The organism is Comamonas halotolerans (genome assembly GCF_030162935.1).
GTDB classification, from domain to species: Bacteria; Pseudomonadota; Gammaproteobacteria; order Burkholderiales; family Burkholderiaceae_C; genus Comamonas; species Comamonas halotolerans.
On the sequence record NZ_JASAUZ010000034.1, the window covers coordinates 175,166 to 200,262 of the forward strand.

A 25,097-nucleotide genomic window follows, 5' to 3' on the forward strand; every position below is an offset into this window, starting at 1 on the left:
CCCATCCTGACATTTCATAGCAACACAGGAGACAAAACAATGCGACGCGATACCTTTTTGAAGAGCATGGCCGCCATGGCAGCAGCGGGTTTGCTGCCACATACAGGCTGGGCGCAAGCAACAGCCATGAAAATGATGCTGCCAGCCAATCCCGGAGGCGGCTGGGACACCACAGGCCGTGCATTGGGCAAGGCTTTGCAAGATGCCGGCGTGGCTTCATCAGTCACTTACGACAACAAGGGCGGCGCTGCTGGCGCGATTGGACTGGCGCAGTTTGTCAACGGTAGCAAGAACGATCCCAATGCCCTGATGGTGATGGGTGCCGTAATGCTGGGCGGCATCATCTCCGGCAAGCCTCCTGTGACGCTCAAGCAGGTCACACCTTTGGCACGAATCACCAGTGAATACAACGTGTTTGTTTTGCCCACCAACTCGCCTTTCAAGAGCATGGCAGACGTGGTCACGCAACTGAAAAAGGACCCTGGCAGTGTGAAATGGGGCGGCGGCTCCAGAGGCTCGACCGAGCATATCGCTGCTGCCATGATTGCAAAAGCAGTAGGCGTTGATCCCGCCAAGATCAATTACGTGGCATTCCGAGGGGGCGGAGAGGCTATTTCTGCCATCCTGGGTGGCAATGTCACAGTGGGAGGCAGTGGCCTGAGCGAGTTCGCGGAATACATTTCCAGCGGCAAGATGAAGCCCATTGGCGTGACGTCTGCACAACGTCTGGCTGGTGTCGACATTCCTACGCTCAAAGAGCAGGGTATTGATGTGGAAATTGGCAACTGGCGCGGCGTTTATGGTGCTCCGGGTTTGAACAGGGCGCAGCGCGACGAACTGGTCGCCAAGCTGGAAAAAGCCACCCAGAGTGCTGCCTGGCAGGAAGCGCTGAAAAAGAACGACTGGATGCCCGCATGGCTGGCTGGTGATGCTTTTGCAAGCTTTGTTGACAAGGAGTTCGAGACCTTGCAAGACACCATGACCCGCGCAGGCATGGTGTGATCCTCGAACACCTCACAACAGCGTTTGTGGGGTGTGCAATTGATGGACCTTGTTTAATTCGTAAAGGAGCTCTGCATGTCTGAGAGCTTTGATTCCTCGCCGCCAGATGCCGAGTTCAATATCAGCGCGCCACCTGCGCGCTGGCAAGCCGCTGTGGGTGTGGCGGTGATTGGTGTGGCGGTGGTCATGGGCGTAGGCGCCGCAATGATTGCCGGCGATGCGGGTTACGGTGGTGCTGGACCCAACTTCTTGCCGTGGATGTGCACGGTGGTTCTGGCCATTTGTGGTATCTGGCTGGTGTGGGAGGCGCTCTCGGGCGGTTTTCGCCATGCAGCGCCGCCCAGCGGCAGCCAGCATGCGGATATTGGACCCTTTGTATGGGTGTCTGCTGGTTTGCTGCTCAATGCGTCCCTGATTGAACATCTTGGCTTTGTCGTCAGTTGCACCTTGTGCTTTGTTTTGGCCGTGCAAGGTTTGCGCCGTGCCCAAGGACAAGCCAACACCTTGAGCGGCAAGTCGTTGCTCAAGGATGTGTCCATTGGCTTGCTGATCTCAGCGCCAGTGTTTTGGGCTTTCACGCAATTTCTGGCTATTAACTTGCCAGGTCTGACGGAAACGGGGTGGCTGTAATGGAGCTCTTTGACGCTTTGATGCAGGGTTTCGCTGTAGCTGCCACGCCGGTCAACCTGCTGTGGGCCTTGCTGGGTTGTGCTTTGGGTACCGCTGTGGGGGTGTTGCCAGGAATTGGCCCTGCGGTGGCGGTGGCGATGCTGTTGCCGATCACGGCCAAGGTGGAAATCACCGCCTCCATGATCTTCTTTGCCGGCATTTATTACGGGGCCATGTACGGGGGCTCCACCACTTCTATCTTGCTGAATACACCGGGCGAGACGGCAAGTATGGTCACGGCCATGGAAGGCAACAAAATGGCCAAGAGCGGGCGGGCAGGCGCAGCCTTGGCTACTTCTGCAATTGGCTCGTTTGTAGCTGGCACAGTAGCAACGGTGGTGGTGACTTTGTTTGCACCATCGGTGGCTGATTTCGCGGTGCGCCTGGGGCCGCCGGAATATTTCATGTTGATGGTGCTGGCATTCACGACAGTGAGCGCAGTGCTGGGTCAGAGCAGTCTGCGCGGTATGACGGCGCTGTTCATTGGCCTGGCCCTGGGATGCATCGGCATGGACCAGATTTCTGGTGCAGCTCGCTACACCGGCGGCAAGATGGAGTTGATGGACGGTATCGACATCGTTCTGGTTGCAGTCGGCCTGTTTGCGGTGGCCGAAGTGCTGTATGCCGCTTTGTATGAAGGCAAGGTGGTGGAGACGCAAAACAAAGTCACGCGGGTGCATATGACCCGACGGGACTGGAAGCGCTCGTTGCCGGCCTGGTTGCGCGGGACGGTCATTGGCACGCCGTTTGGCTGTATTCCCGCAGGTGGTACGGAGATACCAACATTCTTGAGCTATGCCACTGAGAAAAAACTTGCCAAAGGTGAAGACAAGGCCGAATTTGGGAAGAAAGGGGCTATCGAGGGGGTGGCGGGACCTGAAGCTGCCAACAACGCGACGGTGACGGCAGCGTTGATTCCGTTGCTGACCTTGGGTATTCCCACAAGTAACACCACGGCAGTATTGCTGGGTGCTTTTCAGAACTATGGCATCAACCCAGGGCCGCAATTGTTCAGCAGTGCCGGGGCCTTGGTATGGGCCTTGATTGCTTCGCTGTATATCGGCAATTTGATGCTGCTGGTGTTGAATTTGCCGATGGTGGGTCTGTGGGTGAAGCTGCTCAAGATTCCTCGGCCTTACCTGTATGCCGGTATTTTGATTTTTGCCACGGTAGGTGCTTACGGCATGCGTCAAAGCACATTTGACCTGTTTTTGCTGTATGCAATTGGTCTGCTGGGCGTAGTGATGCGACGTTTTGACTTCCCTACGGCACCAGTGGTGGTCGGCATGATCCTGGGCCCATTGGCGGAAGCACAGATGCGCAATGCCGTTGCGATTGGCGAGGGCAGCTTCTGGATCTTCCTGCAGCGTCCTATGTCTCTGACATTGGTGGTGATTGTGCTGCTGGTGTTGATCGTGCCACGCGTTTTACAGAGTTTGTCGCAAAAGCGGGCTGCCCGATTAGGGCCGGAAGTCACGCTGTAGCATTGGGTGACTCTTGAAAAAAGCCCCGACAAACGGGGCTTTTTTTGTTTCAGGCCATGGTAATCAACCTGCAGTGGGTAGCGTCATGTAGCCCATCATGGGCCAATAGGTCAGTGCAAAGATGACCAATAGCGCTGTGGCTGCAAGTGTCAGCACAAAGCCGGTGCGCACATAATCTTTGATATCAAAGGTGTCGGTGCCGTAGGCCAGCATGCCTTGGGGTGAGTTTACAGGCAGGATGAAGCCAAAGCTGACCACAAACTGCAGCAGCATGGTCATGCCGATGGGGTTGATGCCCGGAGTTTCCACAGCCTGAAGCACGCTGATGATGATGGGAATCATGGTTGATGCCAGACCCGTAGCGCTGGCAAAACCCAGGTGAATAACGATCAGGAAAAGCGACAGCAGCATCAGGATGGCAAATGCGGTGGCGTTGGCCAGCCCCAGATGGTTAACAATCAGTTGCGCCAGCCATGGAGCAGCCTCGGTTTTGAGCAAAGCTGAGCCCATTGCAATGCCGATGGCAAACAGCACGACAGTTCCCCAGGGAAAGCCCTTTTGTGACTCTTTCCAGCTCATTACGCCAATGCGGGGCATCAGCATCAAGGCAATCGCGACGATGGTGGAGGAGGTGGTGTCGATGTTGTGCAGCACCCCTTCAGTTGCCCAAAATCCCAGCAAAATCAGTGTGATGGCCAAGAGTTTCCACTGGTTGAGCGTCATCTCTCCAAGCGCGACCAGTTGCTGGCGTACGGCTTCGCGTCCACCTTCAATGTGATCCATCTCGGGCTTGAGCATGTGCGTCATGATGAAGTACAGCAGCACGGTCAAGCAGGCAGAGAAGGGGGCTCCGGCAACAAACCAGTCACCCCAGGTGATGGTTTCACCAAATTGGCGCTCGATAAAGCCAATGGCCACCATGTTTTGCGCAGCTGCGGTTTTGATACCAATGTTCCAGACGCTGCCTGTTTGTGCCGCTGTGATCACTACCAAGGCGGCAAACTTGCTACGCCGATCTGCGCCGAATGCGGTCAGAAAACCCAGCATGATGGGCATCAGACATGCAACCCGTGCTGTGGCGCTGGGCACCAAGAAAGACAACAGGAAACCAACCAGGATGGCCCCCATGACCACGTGTTTGGCGCGTGCTGGGACATAGGACAGCACTTGCAGTGCGATGCGCTGGTCAAGACGGGTGGCCGTCATGGCGGCGGCAATGAAGCAGGCCGCAGCCACCAGCACCACAGCGCTATTGCTAAAGCCACCCAAAGCATAGGGCAGCGCTGCTTTGGTGCCCATCATCACAGCGTCAGCACCTTCTTTGCCTGGGACGGGGCTGATGGCGAGCAGGCCGATCATCAATGCACCAATCACCAGTGCAGAGACTGCGTAATCCAGGGCTTCGGTCATCCACACGATCACAGCGAAGGCCAGAATGCCCAGCATCATCTGCCCTGCCTGGGGCAGCCCGGCGATCGGGGGCATGAAAACAACGAGCAGCAACGCGGCAATCGCCGCAGCAAAGCCAATTTTGGGCATCAGCTTGGCAGGGGCGGCAGTAGCTGCTTGGGGAGGGGAAGCTGAGGTGCTTGGCATAGATAGTCCTTCTTGGTCTTTGTGTTTATGTGACAAAGACAATGTAGAGAGACTAGGGTTATCACTTATTGTTCTGGGTCAAGACTTAACAAGCATCAAGAGATGAGAGACAGTTCATGACATTTTGAGCGGTCATTGACTAGCTTGGGGTGACTGGCTTTTAGGCTTGAAATCGCAATGCGGCGCCACCAGACATTCCCAGCATTTGGGCTTGCGCGCCTGGCAGACATAGCGGCCCAGCAAGATCAGCCAGTGATGCGAGTCCACCGCAAATTCGGCGGGTATACGCTTGAGCAATTGCTTTTCGACTTCCAGTGGTGTTTTTCCCGGTGCCAAGCCTGTGCGGTTGCTGACACGGAAAATGTGAGTGTCGACCGCCATGGTCGGCTGACCAAAGGCTACATTGAGCACCACATTGGCCGTTTTACGTCCGACACCGGGCAGTGCTTCCAGGGCTTCGCGGGTGTTGGGCACTTTGCCGCCATGCTGTTCGACCAGAATGCGGCAGGTTTCCATCAGATGCTTGGCCTTGCTGCGGTACAGGCCAATGGTTCTGATATAGCTCTCCAAACCCTCCAGCCCCAGATCCAGAATCGCTTGCGGTGTATTGGCTACAGGAAAGAGTTTGCGGGTGGCTTTGTTGACGCCCACATCGGTAGCCTGCGCTGACAGCAGCACGGCAGTGAGCAACTCGAAGACCGTGGTGTATTCCAGTTCGGTTTGCGGCGTAGGATTGGCTTCGCGCAGGGTGGCGAAGAAGGGCGTAATCTCAGTTTTTTTCATGGCGTGCTTGGCGTGGGCATGCGGCAGTTTCTCAAGCTGCCTGACTCAGGTCAGTGCTGAGTTTTTGTTCGGGCTTATCAGACTCAGTGCCCGTGGTATGCGGCCACTGCGAAGTTCAAGGCATAGTATCGCTGCTCATGCAAGGGATTTTTCAAGTTGCTTGGTGCTCGTTTGGGCTGTTCCGCTGTCACCAGCTTGAAAGTGGCGCAAGCGCTGTAGATGATCGGAAATGTTCGATCAGCACGGGGCAACAACTTGCACAGCGTGGTTGGTCAAACCTTCGGTGACATTGGTCACAATGCTGTGAAGCAGCAACATTGTTGGCCCGATCTCTAGTAAGCATCAGGCTGCCGCCATATGGGTTTGCGCGGCCACCTTCGGTTGTTTCTCGCACCATCTCGCAAAGGTGAGATAAAAGCCGGTGACAGGCAGCGTGTGCTGAGCTGCATGGAAGGAGCACAGTGATAAGCAGGGACGTCAAGCGGTCAGTTTGCAACAGCTACCATTCGGGCTGAGTTGGGCCAACGTTTTTAGAGAAGGGAGGATGCATGATCGATTGCACTTTGCAAGGCAAAGACAGTGCATGCTTTCATCTTGCATCCCAATCCTGCCGCTCGACATCTACAAGACTGCCCCCGCTTCAGGTGCATTTATAAAAACAGAATAAGCAAAGCATTGAAGTGACGATGATTGAGATTCCATGAATTCATGCATGGTGAAACACAGTTTCAGATATTGATAAAAATGAAATTGATTGCTCGAATGGGCTATTGGGATTTTTTGTAATTTGAAGTACAGATTTACAAAGTATTGAATTGAAAGAAAGGGACTTCGATGCATTTTGCAAAACGTTTGGATAACGTTGAAACCTCCGCCATACGTGAGTTGTTCAAGTTGCTGGGCAAGCCTGGAATCATCAGCTTTGCAGGTGGGTTCCCAGACAGCGCCATGTTTGATGTGCAGGGGATTCAAGAGGCTTCCAGCAAGGCCTTGGCTGAGAATGCTGGGCTGGCGCTGCAATATGGCGCAACCGAAGGTTTCGGGCCTTTGCGTGAGCAATTGGCAGCTTTTATGGCCACCAAAGGTGCCAATGATGTGTATGCCGAGAACCTGATTGTGACCACCGGCAGTCAGCAAGCGCTGGACTTGCTGGGTAAATGCATGATCAGCCCTGGCGACAAAGTCATTGTGGAAGGCCCTACTTTCTTGGCTACGATCCAGTGTTTCCGCCTGTATGGTGCTGAAGTCATCAGTGCGCCCGTAGATAGCAACGGCGTGGTGGTTGAAGAGCTGGAAAGACTGATTGCCGAACATCAGCCCAAGCTTGTCTATTTGATTCCCACCTTTGGCAACCCCAGCGGAGCAACACTGAGCCTGGAGCGTCGCAAGCGCGTGCTGGAGCTGGCAGTGCAGTACAAGACCTTGGTGGTGGAGGATGATCCCTATGGTGATCTGTATTTCGATGCTCCGCCACCGGCCAGTCTGCTGGCTTTGTCCAGCGAGGTATTGGGTAGCCGAGAGTGGCTCGCGCACTGTGGTTCGCTGTCCAAGGTGCTCAGTCCTGGCCTGCGTATTGGCTGGTTGATCGCCAATGCAGAGTTGCTGGGCAAGGCCGTGATGTGCAAGCAGTTCAGTGATGCGCACACCAGCACTTTTGCCCAGGCTACCGCTGCACAATATCTGCTGGCGGGAAATATGCCTGCAACCTTGGCCAAGGTGCGCAAGGTCTACGCTGCACGTGCCAAGGCCATGATGGATGCCTTGCGCTCCGAACTGGGTCACGCTGTGTCATTTACCGAGCCACAAGGCGGTCTGTTTCTGTGGGTGAAGCTGACAGGCGAGGGCGGTAAGCTGGCCGATGCGAATGTCCTGGCCAAGCGTGCGATTGAAGAAGGTGTGGCATTTGTGCCGGGGGCGCCTTTCTTTAGCCAGCATCCTGATACATCCACGCTGCGCTTGTCGTTTGCCACTGCTGATGAAGACAAGATCCGTGAAGGTGTGGCCCGACTGGCCAAGGCGATGGCAGCATGAGCGAGTCCCAAAGTCTGGAAGCGCTGGAAGCGCGGGTGATGGACCTGGAGGTAAAGGCCAGTTATGCCGACGACTTGCTTGAGCAGTTGAACATGACCATCTACCGCCAGCAGCAGCAACTGGATGTGCTGATCAACGAAGTACGGCAGCTACGCCAGCAAGTGCCCGAAGGTGGGCAGTCTGCACCGCGCAATTTGCGTGATGAGTTGCCGCCGCATTACTGAGAGTTGGCCGGTATTTAGGTAGAAAGCAGATAGGACGGCGCTTGACGCAGAAGATGAGCATCACAAGACAGCAATGATTCTTGTGTGCTTTGAAATCTGTGCCGAGCGCTTTTCTTTGTTGTGCCTACTCTTCCAGCATCTGCACCAACTGCGTTTCGATTTGCAGTTGTTTGGCGTTGTTGGAGAGGCTGGATCCTTGTACCAAGAAGCTGTCTTCCACACGCTCGCCCAGCGTCGAGACTTTGGCCAGCTCCACACTCAAGCCATGCGTTGCCAGGATACGTGCCACGGAGTACAGCAGGCCTGCGCGGTCACTGGCGGAAATATTGAGCAACCAGTTTTGGGCTTTCTCGTCAGGTGTGAGTGTGACGCGAGGCACCATGGGGAAGCTGCGCACGCGTCGCGAAAGGCGGCGCTTGATAGGCTCGGGCAGTGGTTCTTTGCTCTGGATGGCCTGAGGCAGACCGTTTTCAATCAGGGTGGTCAGCTCTCGGTAGTGCATATGCAGTTGCTCTGACGAAATCTGGAAGGTGTCCAGTGCATAGCCATTGCGTGCCGTATGGATGCGCGCATCGACTACAGCCAGACCGGCTTTGTCAAAGTAACCGCAGATGCGGGCAAACAGATCTGTCTGATCGGGCGCATACACCAAGACCTGAACACCTTCTCCTGCCAATGACTGGCGGGCGCGCACAATCGGTGTGGGGCTACCCACATGGCGCGAGAGATGGCGCGTGTGCCAGGCAATGTCAGCGGGTTCATGCCGCATGAAGTAGCTCACGCTCAGTGTGTCCCACAGGGCCTTGTGCGATTCATGAGGCTGGGCTGAAAGCGCCAGTTGCACCAAGGTATCCCGTTTGCGCGCTTCCACCAAAGATTGCGCATCAGGTGCCCGTCCGCCCAGAACGCGCATGGTGTTGTGGAACAAGTCTTCCAGCAACTTGGCTTTCCATCCATTCCACACCTTGGGGCTGGTGCCACGAATATCGGCCACAGTCAGCAGGTACAGTGCAGTGAGCTGGCGCTCATTGCCCATACGCTCGGCAAACGCGCGAATCACCTCGGGGTCCGATGTGTCCTGCTTTTGTGCCACGGTACTCATTTGCAAGTGTTCACGTACCAGAAACTCCACCAGCGCGGCATCGTCGTCGCTCATGCGGTGCTGGCGTGCGAAACGTCGCACTTCAATCGCGCCAATTTCGGAATGATCTCCACCACGGCCTTTGCCGATATCGTGAAACAGGCTGGCCAGATATAACAGCCAGGGCTTGTCCCAGCCACTGGCTAGCTGTGAGCACAGCGGGTATTCGTGCGCATGCTCGGCCATGAAAAAGCGCCGCATATTGCGCAGCACCATCAGCGTATGCTGGTCCACGGTATAGACGTGAAACAGGTCGTGCTGCATCTGACCTACGATGCGCCGGAAAGACCACAGATAGCGCCCTAGCACGGATGTTGCGTTCATCAGGCGAAATGCGTGTGTTTGCCCGCTAGGCGCCTGAAGAATCTGCATGAAGGTCTGGCGGTTGACCGGATCCTGTCGGAAGCTGTAGTCCATCAGATCACGCGCACTGTACAGCGCACGCAGTGTGCGGGAAGACAAATCGCGCAGGCCGGGGGATTTTTGATAGGTCAGGAAAGTGGCCAGAATCGCTTGAGGATCTTTGAGGTAAAGATCGTCGCTGGACACTTCAATCAGGCCATCCTTATCAAAAAACCGCTCATCAATGTATTTGAGTTCGGCGTTGTTGGGGTAGAGATGCTCCTGGATGTTGAGCAGCAAGATTTGCTGCAGTTGCATCACGGCCTTGGCCGCCCAGTAATAGCGGCGCATCAGTACCTCGCTGGCGCGCACCGGCTTGGTCTTGCCAACAGGCGTGTGGCTTTGAATGCCAAAAGATTCGGCTACTGCCGTTTGCAGGTCAAAAATCAGGCGATCCTCATGCCGGCCTGACAGTGCATGCAGTTTGGCTCGAATAAGGCTGAGCGTTGCCTCGTTGTGTTCCAGTTGGGTAGCTTCAAATTCTGTAGCGATTCCGGAGGCTGCAAGCTCGCGCCAGGTGCGCCCAAGGCCTGCTGCTTGAGAGACCCACAAAATCGTATGTAGATCACGCAGACCGCCGGGAGACTCTTTGCAGTTGGGCTCCAGCGAGTAGGGTGTGCCTTCGTGTTTGATGTGGCGTTGGCGCAGTTCCAGGGTTTTGGCAGTAAAAAAGGCTTTCGGGTTAAGGCTGGCGCGGTATTGCTTTTGAAACTCAGAAAACAAGGCCTTGTCACCGTCAATCAAACGTGCTTCGAGCATGGCGGTCTGGGTGGTGACGTCGTTTTGCGCTTCGGCAATGCACTCGCTAATGGTTCTTACGCTGGAGCCAATTTCCAAGCCAGCATCCCAGCATGCACCAATGAAACGCTCCAGATCTTCTTTCAGTGCAGCGTGCTCATCCGTGCGGGCTCCAGGCAGCAGCAGCAAGACATCTACGTCAGAAGCTGGAAACAGCTGATCACGTCCGTAGCCACCCACGGCAATCAGGGTAACTTCATCGGGCAAGCCGGATGTGGCGCGGATTGCGCACAAATGCTTGTCGGTCAGGCGTGAGAGCTTTTGCAGTACCCCGCGGATGCTGCGCGTGCTGGAAGCAGGGGTGCGTAGACCATCGCTGATGGCATTCTTTTCTTGGCGATAAGCGCAGCGAAGGCTGCTCAGTTCGGTGTTCATGGCGCAATACGACTCGTCAGACGAGACAGATAAATAGGGATGAATAAAAACCAAGCAAGAAATATGCGCACTGAAACAGTGCGAGCGCATGAGGCAGCCAGTTTGCACCAAGTAAAGCCAGGTGCGGCAAAGAAAAAGGCAGCGTGCGAATGCAGGCTGCCTGAGCGGTCAGAAGCTGTAGCTAAACATTAGCAGCGAATGCTCTTGATGAAATCGGGAGGTGTGGGGGAGCCGTCTGACCAGGTCAGGATGTCGTAACCGGTCTTGGTGACGGCCATCATCAACTCCCATTGGGCGGACAGGCTACGGTCCTTGGTGATGATGGTCCAGCCATCATTGCCCAGTTCCTTGACCTCACGTTTGCCCAGGTTGAGCATGGGCTCGATGGTGAAGACCATGCCTTCTTCCAGCACGGTACCTTCACCGGGCTTGCCGTAGTGCAGCACCTGGGGTTCTTCGTGGAACTTCTGGCCAATGCCGTGGCCGCAGTATTCGCGCACTACAGAAAGGTTGTGCTTTTCTGCAAAGGTCTGGATGGCGTGACCAATGTCACCCAGCGTGGCTCCCGGTTTGACCTGCTGAATACCCAGCCACATGGCTTCAAAGGTCAGTTTGTCCAGGCGTTTGCCCGCAATTGTGCCCTGGCCGATCTGGAACATGCGGCTGTTGTCGCCGTACCAGCCATCTTCGGTAATCACAGTGACGTCCACATTGATGATGTCACCCTTCTTCAAAGGCTTGTCATTGGGGATGCCGTGGCAGACCACATGGTTGGGTGAGGTGCACAGGTGGCCCGGATAGGGCGGATATCCCGGAGGCTGATAGCCGATGGTGGCGGAGCGGGTGCCTTGCTTGGCCATGCATTCGGCACCCAGGCGATCGATCTCTGCAGTGGTGATGCCGGGCTTGATATGGGGGGTGATGTAGTCCAGCACTTCTGAAGCAAATCGGCCTGCAACGCGCATGCGCTCAATTTCTTCAGGGGTTTTGATGGTGATGCTCATAGCCTCACATTATCCCACTCGTGCTCAAACCATGCCGATTGCTCCTAGGGACGACCCTGAAGGGAATATGCAGAGCGCAGTACAATCGGAGGCTGTCTCCCACAGCGACAAGCTGTGCAGGCCATCGGTGTCCTCAGGGCTCGAACCTTGGGGGGTGAGGTGTGCCACCGCACAGTGCAACGCTGTGCCGCATTGCCTCTCCAATTTGCCCAAAAGGCCGCCACGTGACCTTGCATCTGACTCAGTTTGAGGGCGGAAACGCGCTCAGCTCGTTCCGCGCCCAGCAACTCCTGACCGACCTGGTCGCCATTCATCCCAAGATCACGGGCATCAGTGCCCGCTTTGTGCACCTGGTTGCGACCGAAGCCCCACCGTCTGCTGAACAATCTGCACGTCTGGCGGCCTTGCTTGCATATGGTGATCCGTATGAAGGTGCCTCCGAGGGAGTCGCTTTGGTGGTGACGCCGCGTATGGGCACAATCTCACCATGGGCCTCCAAGGCGACCGATATCGCTCGCAACTGTGGTCTGGAAGTGTTCCGTGTGGAGCGCATCACTGAATACCGCATTCAGCTCAAGTCTGGTCTGTTGGGCGGTACGCCTGAACTGGGGACAGAGCAGACAGCACAAATTGCCGCTTTGCTGCACGACCGTATGACCGAGTCTGTGTTTGCCTCCCGTGCTGAAGCGGAGAAGTTGTTCACCACACTGGCGGCGCAGCCCATGGAGTTTGTGGACGTGCTCGGCGGTGGCCGTGCGGCGCTGGAAACTGCCAACAAGCAGTGGGGCCTTGCTCTGGCTGATGACGAGATCGAGTATTTGGTCAATGCCTTCAATGGCCTGAAGCGCAACCCCACTGACGTGGAATTGATGATGTTTGCGCAGGCCAACTCCGAGCACTGCCGTCACAAGATCTTCAATGCCAACTTCATCATCGATGGCGTAGCGCAGGACAAGTCGCTGTTCGGCATGATTCGCAACACCGAAGCAGTTTCGCCGCAGCACACCATCGTGGCGTATGCCGACAATGCCTCCATCATGGAAGGCCATGAAGTGGAGCGCTTTGTAGCGAGATTTGATGCGAATGCAGATGTTGTGAGCGCACCTAGCTATCAAAAGCAATCTGCCATCAACCACGTGCTGATGAAGGTGGAAACGCACAACCACCCCACGGCCATCTCGCCATTCCCTGGTGCTTCCACCGGTGCAGGTGGAGAAATCCGCGACGAAGGAGCAACAGGCCGCGGCTCCAAGCCCAAGGCCGGTTTGACAGGCTTCACGGTTTCCAAGCTGTGGGGTAGCGAAGTGGGCAAGCCTGAGCACATTGCCAGCCCGCTGCAGATCATGATTGAAGGCCCTCTGGGTGGCGCGGCATTCAACAACGAATTTGGTCGTCCCAACCTGACCGGTTACTTCCGCGAATACGAGCAGCAAGTCGGTGACATCACCCGTGGCTACCACAAGCCCATCATGCTGGCTGGTGGCCTGGGTGTGATTGATGCGGATCAGACCAAAAAGATTCTGTTTCCCGCAGGCACTTTGCTGATCCAGCTCGGCGGCCCTGGCATGCGCATCGGCATGGGCGGTGGTGCTGCCAGCTCGATGGCGTCGGGCACGAACGCGGCAGAACTGGATTTCGATTCTGTACAGCGTGGCAATCCAGAAATTGAGCGCCGTGCACAAGAGGTGATCAACCATTGCTGGGAGCAGGGTGACAAAAACCCGATTTTGGCCATCCATGACGTGGGTGCAGGTGGTCTGTCCAATGCCTTCCCGGAGTTGACCAATGACGCAGGCCGTGGTGCACGCTTTGATTTGCGCACAGTGAACCTGGAGGAGTCAGGTCTGGCGCCTAAGGAAATCTGGTCCAACGAATCGCAAGAACGCTATGTGATGGCGATTGCGCCTGAATCACTGGCGCAGTTCACTGCTTTCTGCGAGCGCGAGCGTTGTCCCTTTGCCGTCATTGGCGTGGCTACCGAAGAGCGTGAGCTGATTTTGGAAGACACCGCCGTCGAATCCGGTGACCAGAAGTTCCCCGTGAATATGCCCATGGACGTGCTGCTGGGCAAGCCACCAAAGATGACCAAGGACGTGGCGACCGTCAAGCGCGAGCTGCCCGCTATGGACTTGAATGGTCTGCCGCTGGAAAAGGCGGTGATCGAAGTGCTGGCACATCCCACGGTAGCGTCCAAACGCTTTCTGATCACCATTGGCGACCGCGCTGTGGGTGGTTTGACACACCGTGACCAGATGGTTGGCCCCTGGCAAGTACCTGTGGCCGACGTGGCCGTGACCCTGGCGGACTTCAAGGGTTTCAAGGGTGAAGCCATGGCCATGGGTGAGCGCACACCGCTGGCAGCTATCAATGCACCTGCATCGGGCCGCATGGCTGTGGCCGAAGCCATTACCAACATGTTGGCTGCGCCCATCGAGCTGTCCAGGGTCAAGATGTCGGCCAACTGGATGGCCGCTTGTGGTGAGCCTGGTGAAGACGCTGATCTGTACGCCACCGTGAAGGCTGTGGGCATGGAGCTGTGCCCCGCCTTGAACATCTCCATTCCCGTGGGCAAGGACTCTCTGTCCATGCGCACGCAGTGGAGCGACAACGGTGTGACCAAGAAGGTCACATCGCCTGTGAGTTTGTTGATCACCGGCTTTGCCTCGATTGACGATGTGCGCACCACGTTGACGCCCCAGCTGAACGCTGAAGTCGAGGATTCGTCTTTGGTATTGATCGACCTGGGCCGTGGCAAGAACCGCATGGGGGGCTCCATCATCGGTCAGGTGCTCAACCAGTCGGGCAATGAAACGCCTGATCTGGACGATGCCAAGGACCTGATTGCGCTGGTCGATGCAGTGAATGCGTTGCGTGCGCAGGGCAAGATTCTGGCCTATCACGACAAGGGTGATGGCGGCTTGCTGGCTACTGTGGCTGAGATGGCCTTTGCCGGTCATGTGGGCGTGGCGCTGAATGTGGACATGCTGATCACCGAAGGCGATGGCATCTCCGACAGCCGCATGGATTCTGGTGAAGGCAAGAACTGGGGCAAGCAGGTCGCGGGCCGTCGCGAAGAGCAGACCCTGCGCGCGCTGTTCAACGAAGAGTTGGGTGTGGTGCTGCAAATTCGCACTGAAGACCGCACTGCTGTGATGGATGAGCTGCGCAAGCACGGCCTGATCCAGTGCTCCACCATCATTGGCAAAACCCGCCCTGATTCTTCCACCGTGGATGCTGGCAAGGGCGAGCTGCAGATCTGGCGCGATGCCAACAAGGTGTTTGGCGCCACGCTTTCCGATCTGCACCAGGTGTGGGACGCCGTGAGCTGGAAGATTGCACAGCAGCGTGACAACCCAGCTTGCGCTGACAGCGAGCACGCTGCGGCGGGTGTGCCGCAAGACCCCGGCATGCACGTGCATCTGACCTTCGATCCTCAAGAGAACGTGGCTGCGCCATTCCTCAACCTGCAGGCCAAGCCCCGTGTGGCTGTGCTGCGTGAACAGGGTGTGAATTCGCATGTGGAAATGGCCTACGCCTTTACGGAAGCGGGCTTTGAGGCCGTGGACGTGCACATGACCGACTTGCAGTCGGGTCGTGCGCAGCTCAAGGACTTTTCCGGTGTGGTGGCTTGTGGTGGGTTCAGCTACGGTGACACGCTGGGCGCGGGCATTGGCTGGGCACGCTCGATCACGTTCAATGAGCGTTTGTCAGAGCAGTTTCAGCAGTTCTTTGGTCGCGGCGATACCTTTGGCCTCGGTGTGTGCAATGGCTGCCAGATGTTTGCCGAACTGGCCGATATCATTCCCGGTGCGCAAGACTGGCCTCGCTTCACCCAAAACCAGAGCAATCGCTTTGAAGCACGTCTGAGCATGGTGGAAGTGCTGGATTCTCCCTCCATTTTCCTGCAAGGCATGGCTGGCTCGCGTTTGCCTATCGCTGTGGCGCATGGAGAGGGTTATGCCAACTTCAAGTTCCGTGGCAATCCAGAGCAAGCAATTGGCGCAATGCGTTATGTAGATAACTTTGGCCAGCCTACGGAGCAGTATCCTTTCAACCCCAATGGCTCGGCCGGGGGGCTGACTGCGGTGACCACGGCTGATGGCCGCTTCACCGCCATGATGCCCCACCCCGAGCGCGTGTTCCGCAATGTGCAGATGAGCTGGACATCGGGTGACAAGTCTGAGTTCAGCCCCTGGATGCGTGTGTGGCGCAATGCCCGCAAGTGGCTGGGTTGATCAACGGCTCTGGGCAATTGATCTTTTGGAAAAGCCCCAAGGTTTTGCACCTTGGGGCTTTTTTTAAAAAGGATACGCAGAATGTGTAGCAGCGCTTAGACAAATCACTGCGTAGTCATCCCGGTGCAGCAAATCCTGTTGTCTGGCAAGAAGTACCCACATATAGTCACGCAAGCGGCAAAGACAGCACTGAGCATGGTGAATCAGCGCTTGCACGCACAAGGATATTCATGCAAAAGCATGCGCTGGCTGGACTTCGGCAACCATCTCTCAGACTCACCATCATTGGCATCATTTTTGTAGTCCTTTTGCCAACTCTGGGGGTTGTGACTGCAACCTTGTATGGTGCTAGCCGATCCTTCCAAGAAGCAGGTACGAGGCAGTTGCTAGAAACAGCGCGCACGGTAGCGCGCTCAACCATCAGTGAGCTGGACCTGACGGCCAACGTGCTTCAGCATCTTGCGCAGTTGCAAGCGGTGGGTGAGGATGTACAGCTGCGTCGCCACATGGTTTCCAGTTTTGCGCACGGAGAGCTGGAGACCCATCTGCTGGAGAAGCGCAACGCACAGTGGCAAAACATGTCTGACACAGCACTGGATGCCACGGTGCAGCAATTGCTTGTGCAAGCAGCTCAGACTGGTCAGCTGCAGGTATCAGACATTCTGATGCCAGCAGATGCAGAAGCTGGCATGAAGGTTGTGTTGGCGATACCCAGCAGTATCTCTCCGTATGTGGCTCAGGTGGCTACATTGACAACTTCTCCAGAACATTTGCTCAATGCGTTGGCACGCCATGGCGATGGCAGCGTGTCAGTCATCTTGGCCATAGTGGATGGGCAAGGGCGCATATTGGCGCGCTCGGTTGATAGCCAAAAATTTATCGGGAAACCTGTACCGGATTGGCAGACCTTGGTGCAGCAGCCTGGAAGTAGTGGCTCATTTACAGCGCAAACACTGGAAGGGGGGCAAATTATCTTTGCCTTCCAGCGTATTGAAGGAACGCCAGGATGGGCTGCCGTTGTAGGGGAGTCAGCCCACAGCTTTAACCAACGTTCGCAGCGCCCTATTCGGGTGATGCTGAGTGCTGCCACCATCGCGATTTGCCTGGCGCTGCTGTTGGCCATGCTGCTGGCAAGAAAAGCATTGCAGCCTATTCGATCACTGGCTGCCCGGGCTCAACGTATCGCTGCGGGAGAGAGCAAGGATGCGCATGGGTTAGCCCAAGTACCTCCTGCCCTGGTGGCTGAATTTGAAGTCTTGCGACGTAGCCTGGATCAGGCAGATCAGGTGCTGAAGCGTTCTTTGCAAGAAAGTCAGCGGGCGGAATCCGAGGCGCAGACACATTTGGCGGTGTTGCAGGCGGCAGAGGAGCAGGCACGGCTGGGCCACTGGTCGCTGAATGGGAAAACAGGTGAGATCACGTGTTCTGAGATGCTCTCTGTGTTGTTTGGTGATCCCGCTAAAACCGTTGTGATTCAGCTGGAGGATTTGCGCTCCAGGCTTCAGCCGGAAAGCTATATGCTTCTGCAAGCAGCAGTGCAGCAGTGTCTGGAAGATGGTACGCCCTTTGCCATGGAGGTCGATCACTCTCGTCGAGATGGCAGCACCTATGCTGCGTATTTGCGGGGTGCAGCCGAGCTTGATGCGAGTGGAAAGGTGATTGCCATCAATGGCACCTTGCAAGATATCAGTGAGGGTAAAGAGCAGCGCGAGCGTTTGGCTGCGCTGGCTGATAACTTGCCATCCGGAGTCATTTTCAGGTTCCTGCGGAGTCATGAAAGGCGCCTGCTTCTGCAGTTCTTAAGTGCCGGGCTTGAGTCCTTGACGGGCTTATCTGCCAATGCAGTCTTGCAGCACCAGGGCAGTTTGATACGGGCCATTCGGCCATCACATTTGCGTCAGTTGCTGCGGGTATTGCAAGGGGCTCAAGATGCTGGGCATGTGCTGGATGAGGTGTTTGCATTGCGTACCCAGGCAGGCAACGAGATATGGATTCATTGCCGTGCTGCGTTGCGCTACCCTGGATCAGGTGGGGCTGTATGGGATGGCATCGCGCGTGATGTGACTGCCGAGCGAGCAGCTGAGGACGCATTGCGAAGTGCCAAAGAAGCTGCGGAACAGGCTGAGCGGGCCAAAAGTGATTTTCTGGCCACCATGAGCCATGAGATACGCACTCCCATGAATTCAGTGATTGGCATGGCACGCCTGGCCATGCGCACGGAGCTGAATCCGCTGCAGCGTAATTACCTGGAAAAAATCAACGAATCTGCCAATGTCTTGCAGGGCATCATCAATGACATCCTGGATTTCTCCAAGATCGAGGCTGGTGGCTTGGTGCTGGAAGGGGCTCCATTCAAACTGGAGGCAGTACTAGATACCGTGGCTGCTGTCACGACTTTGAAGGCTGAAGAAAAAGGTCTGGAGATCACCTATGCCATGGCTCCGGGCCTTCCTGTGATTTTGCGTGGCGATGCGTTGCGATTGGGTCAGGTGCTGACTAATTTGGTCAGCAATGCCATCAAATTCACGCAGACCGGTGGCGTGGTGGTGAGGGTAGAGCATCGCAATGAAGCATCTGGTGCGATGCTGCACTTTTCTGTCACGGATTCGGGTATTGGTTTGGATCAGGATCAGTTGCGTTGCCTGTTCCAGCCATTTAGTCAGGCCCAGCCAGACACCTCTCGTCGATATGGTGGGACGGGGCTGGGTTTGGCAATTTCCAAGCGCTTGGTGGAAATGATGGGAGGAAGTATTGGCGTGCACAGTGAGAAAGGGGTGGGGAGCACTTTCTATTTCTCGGTACGCATGGATGAGGTCGATACTGCGCAATCGCATCACCACGCAGCGCACGGGAATGCGCTGCAAGGGCTGCGAATTTTGATTGCCGATGACAACAGCATGGCGCGCAAGGCGCTGGCTGAAATGGCGGAAGGGTTCGGCATGCAGGTCAGTCTGGTCTGCAACGGTCAGGAAGCATTGGAAAAGTTGCACAGCCATGCAGTGAAGCAGCAGGCCTTTGATATCGTGGTGCTGGACTGGCACATGCCTTTGATGGATGGCGTGGAAGCTGCGCGTCATATCAGAACTGATGCGCAACTGGAAAAAATGCCTGCAGTTTTGATGGTGACTGCCTACAGGCAAGAAGCCATGCTGGAAGCAGCACAAGGGGTGGATTTGCAAGGGATCTTGCTCAAACCGGTGACCCAATCTGCCATGTACAACACACTGCTTGGTGCGTCATCAGAGAACATGCAGTTAGAAATGCAGCGTGAATCCGCCATGGCAGGTTATGCGCCAAGTGATTTGGCCGCATTTGCGGATTTGCACGGTAAACGCGTTCTGGTGGTAGATGACAACGCTCTCAATCGAGAAGTGGCTACAGACTTCTTGCGTCATGTAGGTATTCAAGTCATCACTGCAGCTGGAGGTTGGGATGCTATTCGCTGTCTGGATGCGCAGGATGTGGATGCGGTGCTGATGGACATCCATATGCCGGATATGGATGGCCTGGCCGCCACTCGTGAGATTCGCCGCCATTTGCGCTGGAAGGATTTGCCCATCATTGCATTGACAGCTCAAGCGCGCAGCGAAGACGTGCAGCGCAGCCGCGAAGCAGGCATGGATCATCATCTGACCAAGCCGATTGATGAATCAGCACTGTACAGTGCATTACAGCAATTGTGCACAGGCACACGAGTTCAGGATGGCGGCAAGCTTACGGAGATCAGCACAGCAAAAGGAGTTCAAATGGCGAGTGATGTCGAAAGTGGTGCATATGCAAACCTGGCGAAATCTCCTGCTCGCCGTGCGCAATTGTTAAGAGGTTTTTTGCAAGATTTCGAGACCTTGCCGGAGCGCTTTGACGAATTTTTGGCCTCCAGGCAATGGTCAGCGCTTGCGGGGCTGGTACACCAGATAAAAGGTAGTGCGAGCTATTTGAATGCTACGGCACTTTGTGATGTGGCTGACACCATCGAAGTGGCAGCACGTCGTTGTGATGCTGCGGTCGTTAGTCAGCATGCGGGCGCCTTTGTCAAGTTGATGAAGGCTTGTCTGGATGATGTACGCGATGCGCTTGAATTCTGGCAAGCTCAGCAAATGCAGGTCAGTGCTGATGCTGCTATTTTGGAGCCACAGGCTGTGCTGGCATTGATAGCACGTGCACGTCCACTTGTGGCAGCAGGTAATTTTTCAGCACAGCATTTATTGGAAGAGTTGGTGCAAGGAGCCCAGCTTTATCCTTGGGCCGAGACTGCGCAAGCCGCTCTGGATGCGTTTGATGATCTTGAAAACAGTCTGGCGTTGCAATTGCTGGCGCAGATTGAGGCACAGTGCAATGGTCTGCGCCGTGCAGATACCTGATATCTGCAGCAATCCCATGCAAAAGATCAACACGGTTAAAGCCGGAGTTGTGCGATCCGGCATTTCAAAGAGATATTCCCACCAGGAAAATATGTATCAAAGACAAAAAGCGCTTCTGAATTAAAAACTCAGCCATTCCATCAGTTTCCCTAGCCAGCGCAGCAAGGCTAGCAGAGCTTCGAGAAAGTTGGTGGGCGGGTGATCGGACAGCCAAATCATGCTGCTGCATTGTGCCGCGATGGTAGCTTTTTCGTGTCAGTAAGAACCTCCTTTGATGCTGGATTTCTCAATAAGAAAATCAAGCGTCCTGCACCTTTCCAAGGAGCCGTCATCACGATAATTTGTGAAGCAATACATTCCGCACTGGGTATTTACGGCAGTGTGGGATGCATGCAATCTTGCATGAAGGCCGGTCAGCACTGAGCATAACTGCGGTGCGTGCTGCAGAGATGGCTGAATTGATAATGCGTTTGTACTAGCAGCAGGCGAGGGCTGGGCTAGCGCAGTTTGGCAAGCAGTCAATGCGATCAAAAAAAGATTGGTCAAACAGACCATGCCTTTACCGGACAGGCAAATGGGTAAGTCGCTCACCACCAATTATTGAAGGTAAAAAATAAGCCAGATAATCTTGGCAGTTGTACCTATATAGCGCAGCAGTTTTTGCGTTGAGCGCAGATCAGAACGGCCAGATTAGGTATTACAACGGGCCTGAGAGAACGACTTGCTGCAATGGCAGCGGTCGTTTGCGGGGGTCTTCCTACACAATGGCTGCACATCTCGTTTGAAGATGTATTCATTCTTTTTGGAAAGTGAAAAATATGGCAGGTGCCGGACTATTGATGCTGCTCGATGACATCGCTGCGGTGCTCGACGATGTGGCGATGATGACCAAGGTGGCAGCGCGCAAATCGGTGGCTATGGCCGACGACGTAGGTGTGATGAGTAAAGTTGCGATGCAAAAAACAGCCGGAGTCTTAGGGGACGATCTGGCGCTGAATGCTGAGCAGGTTGCTGGTGTCAAATCAAGTCGTGAGCTGCCTGTGGTGTGGGCGGTTGCTAAAGGTTCGCTGCTCAACAAGGTAGTGCTGGTGCCGGCATTTTTGCTCATCAGCGCATTCATTCCATGGCTGATTACCCCGCTGCTCATGGTTGGCGGTGCGTTCCTGTGCTTTGAAGGAGTGGAGAAAATTCTGCACTCGCTGCACAAGCGCAAAACGTCACATGTACCCGGGCAAGACTATGAAGCGGCCAAGGCCCAAGGCGTCGCTCAGTCCTCGGTCATGGGCGCGCGCGAGGCGGGAATGGAGCCCGCTGCCTACGAGAAGCAGAAAGTCAGTGGCGCTGTGCGCACCGACTTCATTTTGTCCGCAGAAATTCTGGCGATTGCGCTGAGCACCGTGGCAGAGCAGCCGCTGGAAAAACAAGTCGCTGTGCTTGTGGTGGTCGCCCTGGCAATTACCTTGTTTGTGTATGGGCTTGTTGCTTGCATCGTGCGTATGGATGACGTGGGTCTTGCGCTGATGCGTAAGGAAAGCGGTGCTATGCAGGCTTTGGGAAGAGGACTGATTGCGTTCAATCCCTGGCTTATGAAAGGTTTGTCGGTGGTAGGCACTGCTGCAATGTTTCTGGTGGGCGGCAGCTTGCTGGTGCACGGTATTGCCCCTATTCAGGCGTGGGTGGACAGCGTGCTCATTGCGCAAGGTGGCGTGGTGGCATTTGTACTTCCGCTGTTCGTGCACGTGCTGGTCGGTGCCGTGATTGGCGGCGTGATTGTGGCTCTCGTTTCTATCTGGAACCGAATGCGTGGTACGACATCTGGCCACTGAATTGCTGCTTGTTGCTAAATTCCAACAATTCAGAAAAGAGTGAAATGTAAGCAGGTGATGCATTGACCTAGGGCAAATGGCGGCTTGTCACGGAGTGTTGCAATAGATGTCACGGGGGTTGTCCCCGGACTCAATTCATCATCCATTATGAAAAAGACTCTGTTGGCCGTGGCCGCTCTGTGTGCAATGACTTCCGGTGCTGCAATGGCGCAGCAGCAAGATGGCAAATGGCAAGTTCGTGTTCGTGCCGTGAATGTTGATTTGAAGTCTGCAGGCTCCAATGGCCTGAGCGTGAAGGACAAGACTATTCCTGAAGTGGATATCAGCTACTTCTTCACACCTAATTTTGCTGCTGAACTGATCTTGACATATCCCCAGAAGCACGATGTGCGTTTGAAGGGTGTTGGCAAGATTGGTACTGTCAAGGAACTGCCTCCTACACTGCTGGCTCAGTACCACTTCACTAACTTTGGTGCCTTCAAGCCCTACGTTGGTGCTGGTGTTAACTACACACGCTTCTCTAGCGTAGATCTGGATGTGCCAGGTGCTGACATCAAGCGCAGCAGCTGGGGTGGCGCTTTGCAAGTGGGCTTTGACTACGCACTGGACAAAAACTGGTCCATCAACTTTGACGTGAAGAAGGTGTACATGGACACCAAGGAAAACGGTCTGGGCCTGGGTAAGGTCAAGCTGGATCCCGTCTTGGTTGGTGTGGGCGTCGGTTACCGCTTCTAATTTCCAGCTCTCCTCCAAGGGGCTTTTCAAACCGCTGTGTTTCACAGCGGTTTTTTTGCGTTCATTGATTATGTGGAGCAAACAAAAAATGCCTGCGAAAGCAGGCATTTCATGGACGCGACATATGTAGTAGCGGTTTAAGGGCGTTTACACCTGCTCAAGCGCTTGCTGCAGATCCGCAAGCAAGTCGTCAATGTGTTCAATGCCAACAGACAGGCGCACCATGCCCTCTGTTACGCCAGCTTTATCCAGTTCTGCGGCATCGAGTTGTCGGTGCGTGGTGGAGGCTGGGTGTGTGGCAAGGGACTTGGCATCACCAATATTCACTAGGCGCGTGAACAGTTGCAGCGCATCCAAAAAGCGCGCACCTGCGGCACGGCCATCATCGCCCTTGAGGCTGAATGACAGAATCCCTGAGGCACGGCCTTGCGATTGTTTTTGCACAATGGCGTGATCGGGGTGGTCTTTCAGCCCGGCGTAACGTACCCATTCCACTTTGGGGTGTTGCTGCAGTGTTTCGGCAATTCTCTGGGTGTTCTCGCAGATGCGATCCATGCGCAGCGCCAGCGTTTCAATGCCTTGCAGGATCTGGAAGGCGTTTTGCGGTGAAATGGCTGCTCCCATATTGCGCAGTGGCACCACACGGGCGCGGCCGATAAAAGCGGCTTCACCCAGCGCTTCGGTATAAACCACGCCGTGGTAGCTGACGTCGGGCTCATTGAGCCGTTTGAAGCGTTCTTTGTGCTGGGCCCATGGGAATTTGCCGCTATCGACAATGGCGCCCCCCACGCTGGTGCCATGACCACCGAGGTATTTGGTGAGCGAGTGCACCACGATATCTGCACCAAACTCAAAGGGGCGTAGCAAATAGGGGGAGGGAACGGTGTTGTCCACGATCAGTGGCACTCCGTGGGCATGAGCGACATCGGCCAGGGCTCGAATATCGGTCACATTGCCGAGTGGGTTGCCAATGGACTCAATGAAAACAGCCTTGGTCTTGGCATCAATCAGCGCAGCAAAACTGGCTGGATCGCGTGGATCGGCAAAACGTACTTCAATGCCTTGCTGTGGAAAGGTGTGTGCGAACAGGTTGTAGGTGCCGCCGTACAGGGTGCTGGCACTGACGATGTTGTCGCCCGCTTCGGCCAGTGTCTGGATTGCGGCAGTGATGGCAGCCATGCCCGAAGCGACAGCCAGTGCTGCAATGCCGCCTTCCAGAGCGGCCACACGCTTTTCCAGCACATCGGTGGTGGGGTTCATGATGCGTGTGTAGATGTTGCCGGGCACCTTCAGGTCAAACAGATCAGCGCCATGCTGAGCACTGTCAAATGCGTAGGCCACAGTTTGATAGATAGGGACTGCAACGGCTTTGGTCGTGGGGTCTGGGCTGTAGCCTGCATGGACGGCCAAGGTTTCAAGGCGCATTTCTTTTGTCTCCAATGGTTGGTCTTAAAAACTTCCATTGTGAAAAAGAAAGACTTCTCTGCCAACGACGCAAACGCTATGTGCTTATGCCAAATCAAAGCCTGAGAGATGACGCGCAACCATTGCCGGCAAGCTGGGAGGAATCCGTGAATCCGTACTTCAAGCACCAGGTTTTATGGGGGCGCATAGTAAGGCTGCGCGTTGTGGGCGGGGACGCTGCTGCATTGCAGGCCGGGGCTCCAGAGGTGAGGGGCGTGGAGGCGGTGATGTGGCTTGTGTGGCCTGCCAAGCCGACAGCGCGGCATACACCATGGCGGGGCCGTGCGCATCGTTGGCAGCGTAGCGTATCTGCGCTTCACTGAGTGTTTTGAGCGACCAGTTGCTGGTGGATTGCTTTTTGGATTTGTGAAAGTTTTGACGTAAAACCAATGCGATGGCAGCGCGCACACCGGTGGATGGCCCATAGCCGTATTGCTTGAAGATTCGATCAAGGTCCACCACATTGGCCAGCTCAACGCCCAGGCGTTTGGGTAGGCTGGACTTGTCGTTGTCCAGCCCAAATCCCACTTTGGCAATACCAGCGTGGGCAATGACCTCGCGTGCCAATTGCAATGCAGCATGGTGGTGCAACTGCAAAATCCACGCAGCGCCTGGTGTGGCAAGCTGTACTACATGTGGGCCGGTATCGACTTGGTGGACATGAAACAGTGGCTTGCTTTCAGTGTCGAAACCCAATGCTGTTTGGGCGAGCAAAATCCTTCGTGCCGCTTCAAATTCGGCACTTGTGGCGGGTACGGCAATGGCGCTATCGGCAAGTGCTGCATAGTCAGGCAGCAGTTGGCTTTCTTCTTTGGAAGGAGGTTTAAGGCGTGGCATGGATGCAATCAGAAGCGAGCTGATTGTCGCAGCCGTGCAGTCCATGCTTGCGGATGGGGGCTTTGGCAAGCAACAACGGTGGGCTTTTGCATTGCTTTAGCTAACACGCTTTATTGATACTGGCTGTAGC

15 protein-coding genes are annotated in these 25,097 nt (G+C 55.4%); 9 read left to right on the forward strand and 6 right to left on the reverse strand.

Going from position 1 to position 25,097, the window contains the following annotated elements; translation table 11 throughout:
• Positions 1 to 39: 39 nt before the first annotated feature.
• The 3 genes from QEP11_RS13725 (at position 40) to QEP11_RS13735 (ending at position 3,155) form a co-directional block, all read left to right on the forward strand.
• On the forward strand, positions 40 to 1,002 hold the full coding sequence (locus QEP11_RS13725; protein ID WP_284337204.1) for a Bug family tripartite tricarboxylate transporter substrate binding protein: 963 nt from the start codon (positions 40 to 42) through the stop codon (positions 1,000 to 1,002).
• 75 nt (positions 1,003 to 1,077) lie between these two features.
• Entirely contained in the window at positions 1,078 to 1,632 is a 555-nt protein-coding gene (locus tag QEP11_RS13730; RefSeq protein WP_284337205.1) for a tripartite tricarboxylate transporter TctB family protein, read from the forward strand.
• Complete coding sequence (locus QEP11_RS13735) at positions 1,632 to 3,155, forward strand: tripartite tricarboxylate transporter permease (protein WP_284337206.1); 1,524 nt, start codon at positions 1,632 to 1,634, stop codon at positions 3,153 to 3,155. Before QEP11_RS13730 ends, QEP11_RS13735 begins: the two co-directional genes overlap by 1 nt.
• A gap of 63 nt (positions 3,156 to 3,218) precedes the next feature.
• Here the strand turns inward: QEP11_RS13735 and QEP11_RS13740 are convergent, their stop codons facing one another.
• Both QEP11_RS13740 and nth read right to left on the reverse strand, forming a co-directional pair.
• Positions 3,219 to 4,751 carry an SLC13 family permease gene (locus QEP11_RS13740; RefSeq protein WP_413788733.1) on the reverse strand — a complete coding sequence of 511 codons (1,533 nt, stop codon included), beginning with the start codon at positions 4,749 to 4,751 and terminating at the stop codon, positions 3,219 to 3,221.
• 132 nt (positions 4,752 to 4,883) lie between these two features.
• Positions 4,884 to 5,534, reverse strand: a complete 651-nt coding sequence (gene nth, locus QEP11_RS13745; RefSeq protein WP_284337207.1) for an endonuclease III — start codon at positions 5,532 to 5,534, stop codon at positions 4,884 to 4,886.
• 834 nt (positions 5,535 to 6,368) lie between these two features.
• On the opposite strand from nth, the gene QEP11_RS13750 reads away from it, so the two are divergent.
• Both QEP11_RS13750 and QEP11_RS13755 read left to right on the forward strand, forming a co-directional pair.
• Entirely contained in the window at positions 6,369 to 7,565 is a 1,197-nt protein-coding gene (locus QEP11_RS13750; RefSeq protein WP_284337208.1) for an aminotransferase-like domain-containing protein, read from the forward strand.
• On the forward strand, positions 7,562 to 7,789 hold the full coding sequence (locus tag QEP11_RS13755; protein ID WP_284337209.1) for a SlyX family protein: 228 nt from the start codon (positions 7,562 to 7,564) through the stop codon (positions 7,787 to 7,789). Before QEP11_RS13750 ends, QEP11_RS13755 begins: the two co-directional genes overlap by 4 nt.
• A 124-nt stretch (positions 7,790 to 7,913) precedes the next feature.
• Here the strand turns inward: QEP11_RS13755 and QEP11_RS13760 are convergent, their stop codons facing one another.
• On the reverse strand, positions 7,914 to 10,505 hold the full coding sequence (locus tag QEP11_RS13760) for a [protein-PII] uridylyltransferase (protein ID WP_284337210.1): 2,592 nt from the start codon (positions 10,503 to 10,505) through the stop codon (positions 7,914 to 7,916).
• Positions 10,506 to 10,693: 188 nt separating this feature from the next.
• Positions 10,694 to 11,509: a type I methionyl aminopeptidase gene (gene map, locus QEP11_RS13765; RefSeq protein ID WP_284337211.1), complete on the reverse strand. Its 816-nt coding sequence runs from the start codon at positions 11,507 to 11,509 to the stop codon at positions 10,694 to 10,696.
• 224 nt (positions 11,510 to 11,733) lie between these two features.
• On the opposite strand from map, the gene purL reads away from it, so the two are divergent.
• The 4 genes from purL to QEP11_RS13785 all read left to right on the forward strand — a co-directional run bounded on the left by purL (position 11,734) and on the right by QEP11_RS13785 (position 22,666).
• Entirely contained in the window at positions 11,734 to 15,744 is a 4,011-nt protein-coding gene (gene purL, locus QEP11_RS13770; RefSeq protein WP_284337212.1) for a phosphoribosylformylglycinamidine synthase, read from the forward strand.
• A gap of 230 nt (positions 15,745 to 15,974) precedes the next feature.
• Positions 15,975 to 20,105, forward strand: coding sequence for a response regulator (locus tag QEP11_RS13775; RefSeq protein ID WP_284337213.1), 4,131 nt, complete (start codon positions 15,975 to 15,977; stop codon positions 20,103 to 20,105).
• 818 nt (positions 20,106 to 20,923) lie between these two features.
• Positions 20,924 to 21,931: a DUF808 domain-containing protein gene (locus QEP11_RS13780; RefSeq protein WP_284337214.1), complete on the forward strand. Its 1,008-nt coding sequence runs from the start codon at positions 20,924 to 20,926 to the stop codon at positions 21,929 to 21,931.
• A gap of 147 nt (positions 21,932 to 22,078) precedes the next feature.
• Positions 22,079 to 22,666, forward strand: coding sequence for an OmpW/AlkL family protein (locus tag QEP11_RS13785; protein WP_284337215.1), 588 nt, complete (start codon positions 22,079 to 22,081; stop codon positions 22,664 to 22,666).
• Between the two features lie 147 nt (positions 22,667 to 22,813).
• Here QEP11_RS13785 and QEP11_RS13790 read toward each other — a convergent pair whose 3' ends face one another.
• Positions 22,814 to 24,091, reverse strand: coding sequence for an O-acetylhomoserine aminocarboxypropyltransferase/cysteine synthase family protein (locus tag QEP11_RS13790; RefSeq protein WP_284337216.1), 1,278 nt, complete (start codon positions 24,089 to 24,091; stop codon positions 22,814 to 22,816).
• 159 nt (positions 24,092 to 24,250) lie between these two features.
• Positions 24,251 to 24,967, reverse strand: coding sequence for a 3'-5' exonuclease (locus QEP11_RS13795; protein ID WP_284337217.1), 717 nt, complete (start codon positions 24,965 to 24,967; stop codon positions 24,251 to 24,253).
• Positions 24,968 to 25,097 lie beyond the last annotated feature (130 nt).

What these genes read in the sequence shown, in the direction of transcription:
- map (WP_284337211.1), bottom strand. Translation starts at nt 11,509, where the DNA reads ATGAGCATCACCATCAAAACCCCTGAAGAAATTGAGCGCATGCGCGTT.
- QEP11_RS13750 (WP_284337208.1), top strand. Translation starts at nt 6,369, where the DNA reads ATGCATTTTGCAAAACGTTTGGATAACGTTGAAACCTCCGCCATACGT.
- QEP11_RS13790 (WP_284337216.1), bottom strand. Translation starts at nt 24,091, where the DNA reads ATGCGCCTTGAAACCTTGGCCGTCCATGCAGGCTACAGCCCAGACCCC.
- QEP11_RS13795 (WP_284337217.1), bottom strand. Translation starts at nt 24,967, where the DNA reads ATGCCACGCCTTAAACCTCCTTCCAAAGAAGAAAGCCAACTGCTGCCT.
- QEP11_RS13780 (WP_284337214.1), top strand. Translation starts at nt 20,924, where the DNA reads ATGGCAGGTGCCGGACTATTGATGCTGCTCGATGACATCGCTGCGGTG.
- QEP11_RS13785 (WP_284337215.1), top strand. Translation starts at nt 22,079, where the DNA reads ATGAAAAAGACTCTGTTGGCCGTGGCCGCTCTGTGTGCAATGACTTCC.
- QEP11_RS13755 (WP_284337209.1), top strand. Translation starts at nt 7,562, where the DNA reads ATGAGCGAGTCCCAAAGTCTGGAAGCGCTGGAAGCGCGGGTGATGGAC.
- nth (WP_284337207.1), bottom strand. Translation starts at nt 5,534, where the DNA reads ATGAAAAAAACTGAGATTACGCCCTTCTTCGCCACCCTGCGCGAAGCC.
- QEP11_RS13730 (WP_284337205.1), top strand. Translation starts at nt 1,078, where the DNA reads ATGTCTGAGAGCTTTGATTCCTCGCCGCCAGATGCCGAGTTCAATATC.
- QEP11_RS13735 (WP_284337206.1), top strand. Translation starts at nt 1,632, where the DNA reads ATGGAGCTCTTTGACGCTTTGATGCAGGGTTTCGCTGTAGCTGCCACG.
- QEP11_RS13760 (WP_284337210.1), bottom strand. Translation starts at nt 10,505, where the DNA reads ATGAACACCGAACTGAGCAGCCTTCGCTGCGCTTATCGCCAAGAAAAG.
- QEP11_RS13740 (WP_413788733.1), bottom strand. Translation starts at nt 4,751, where the DNA reads ATGCCAAGCACCTCAGCTTCCCCTCCCCAAGCAGCTACTGCCGCCCCT.
- QEP11_RS13725 (WP_284337204.1), top strand. Translation starts at nt 40, where the DNA reads ATGCGACGCGATACCTTTTTGAAGAGCATGGCCGCCATGGCAGCAGCG.
- QEP11_RS13775 (WP_284337213.1), top strand. Translation starts at nt 15,975, where the DNA reads ATGCAAAAGCATGCGCTGGCTGGACTTCGGCAACCATCTCTCAGACTC.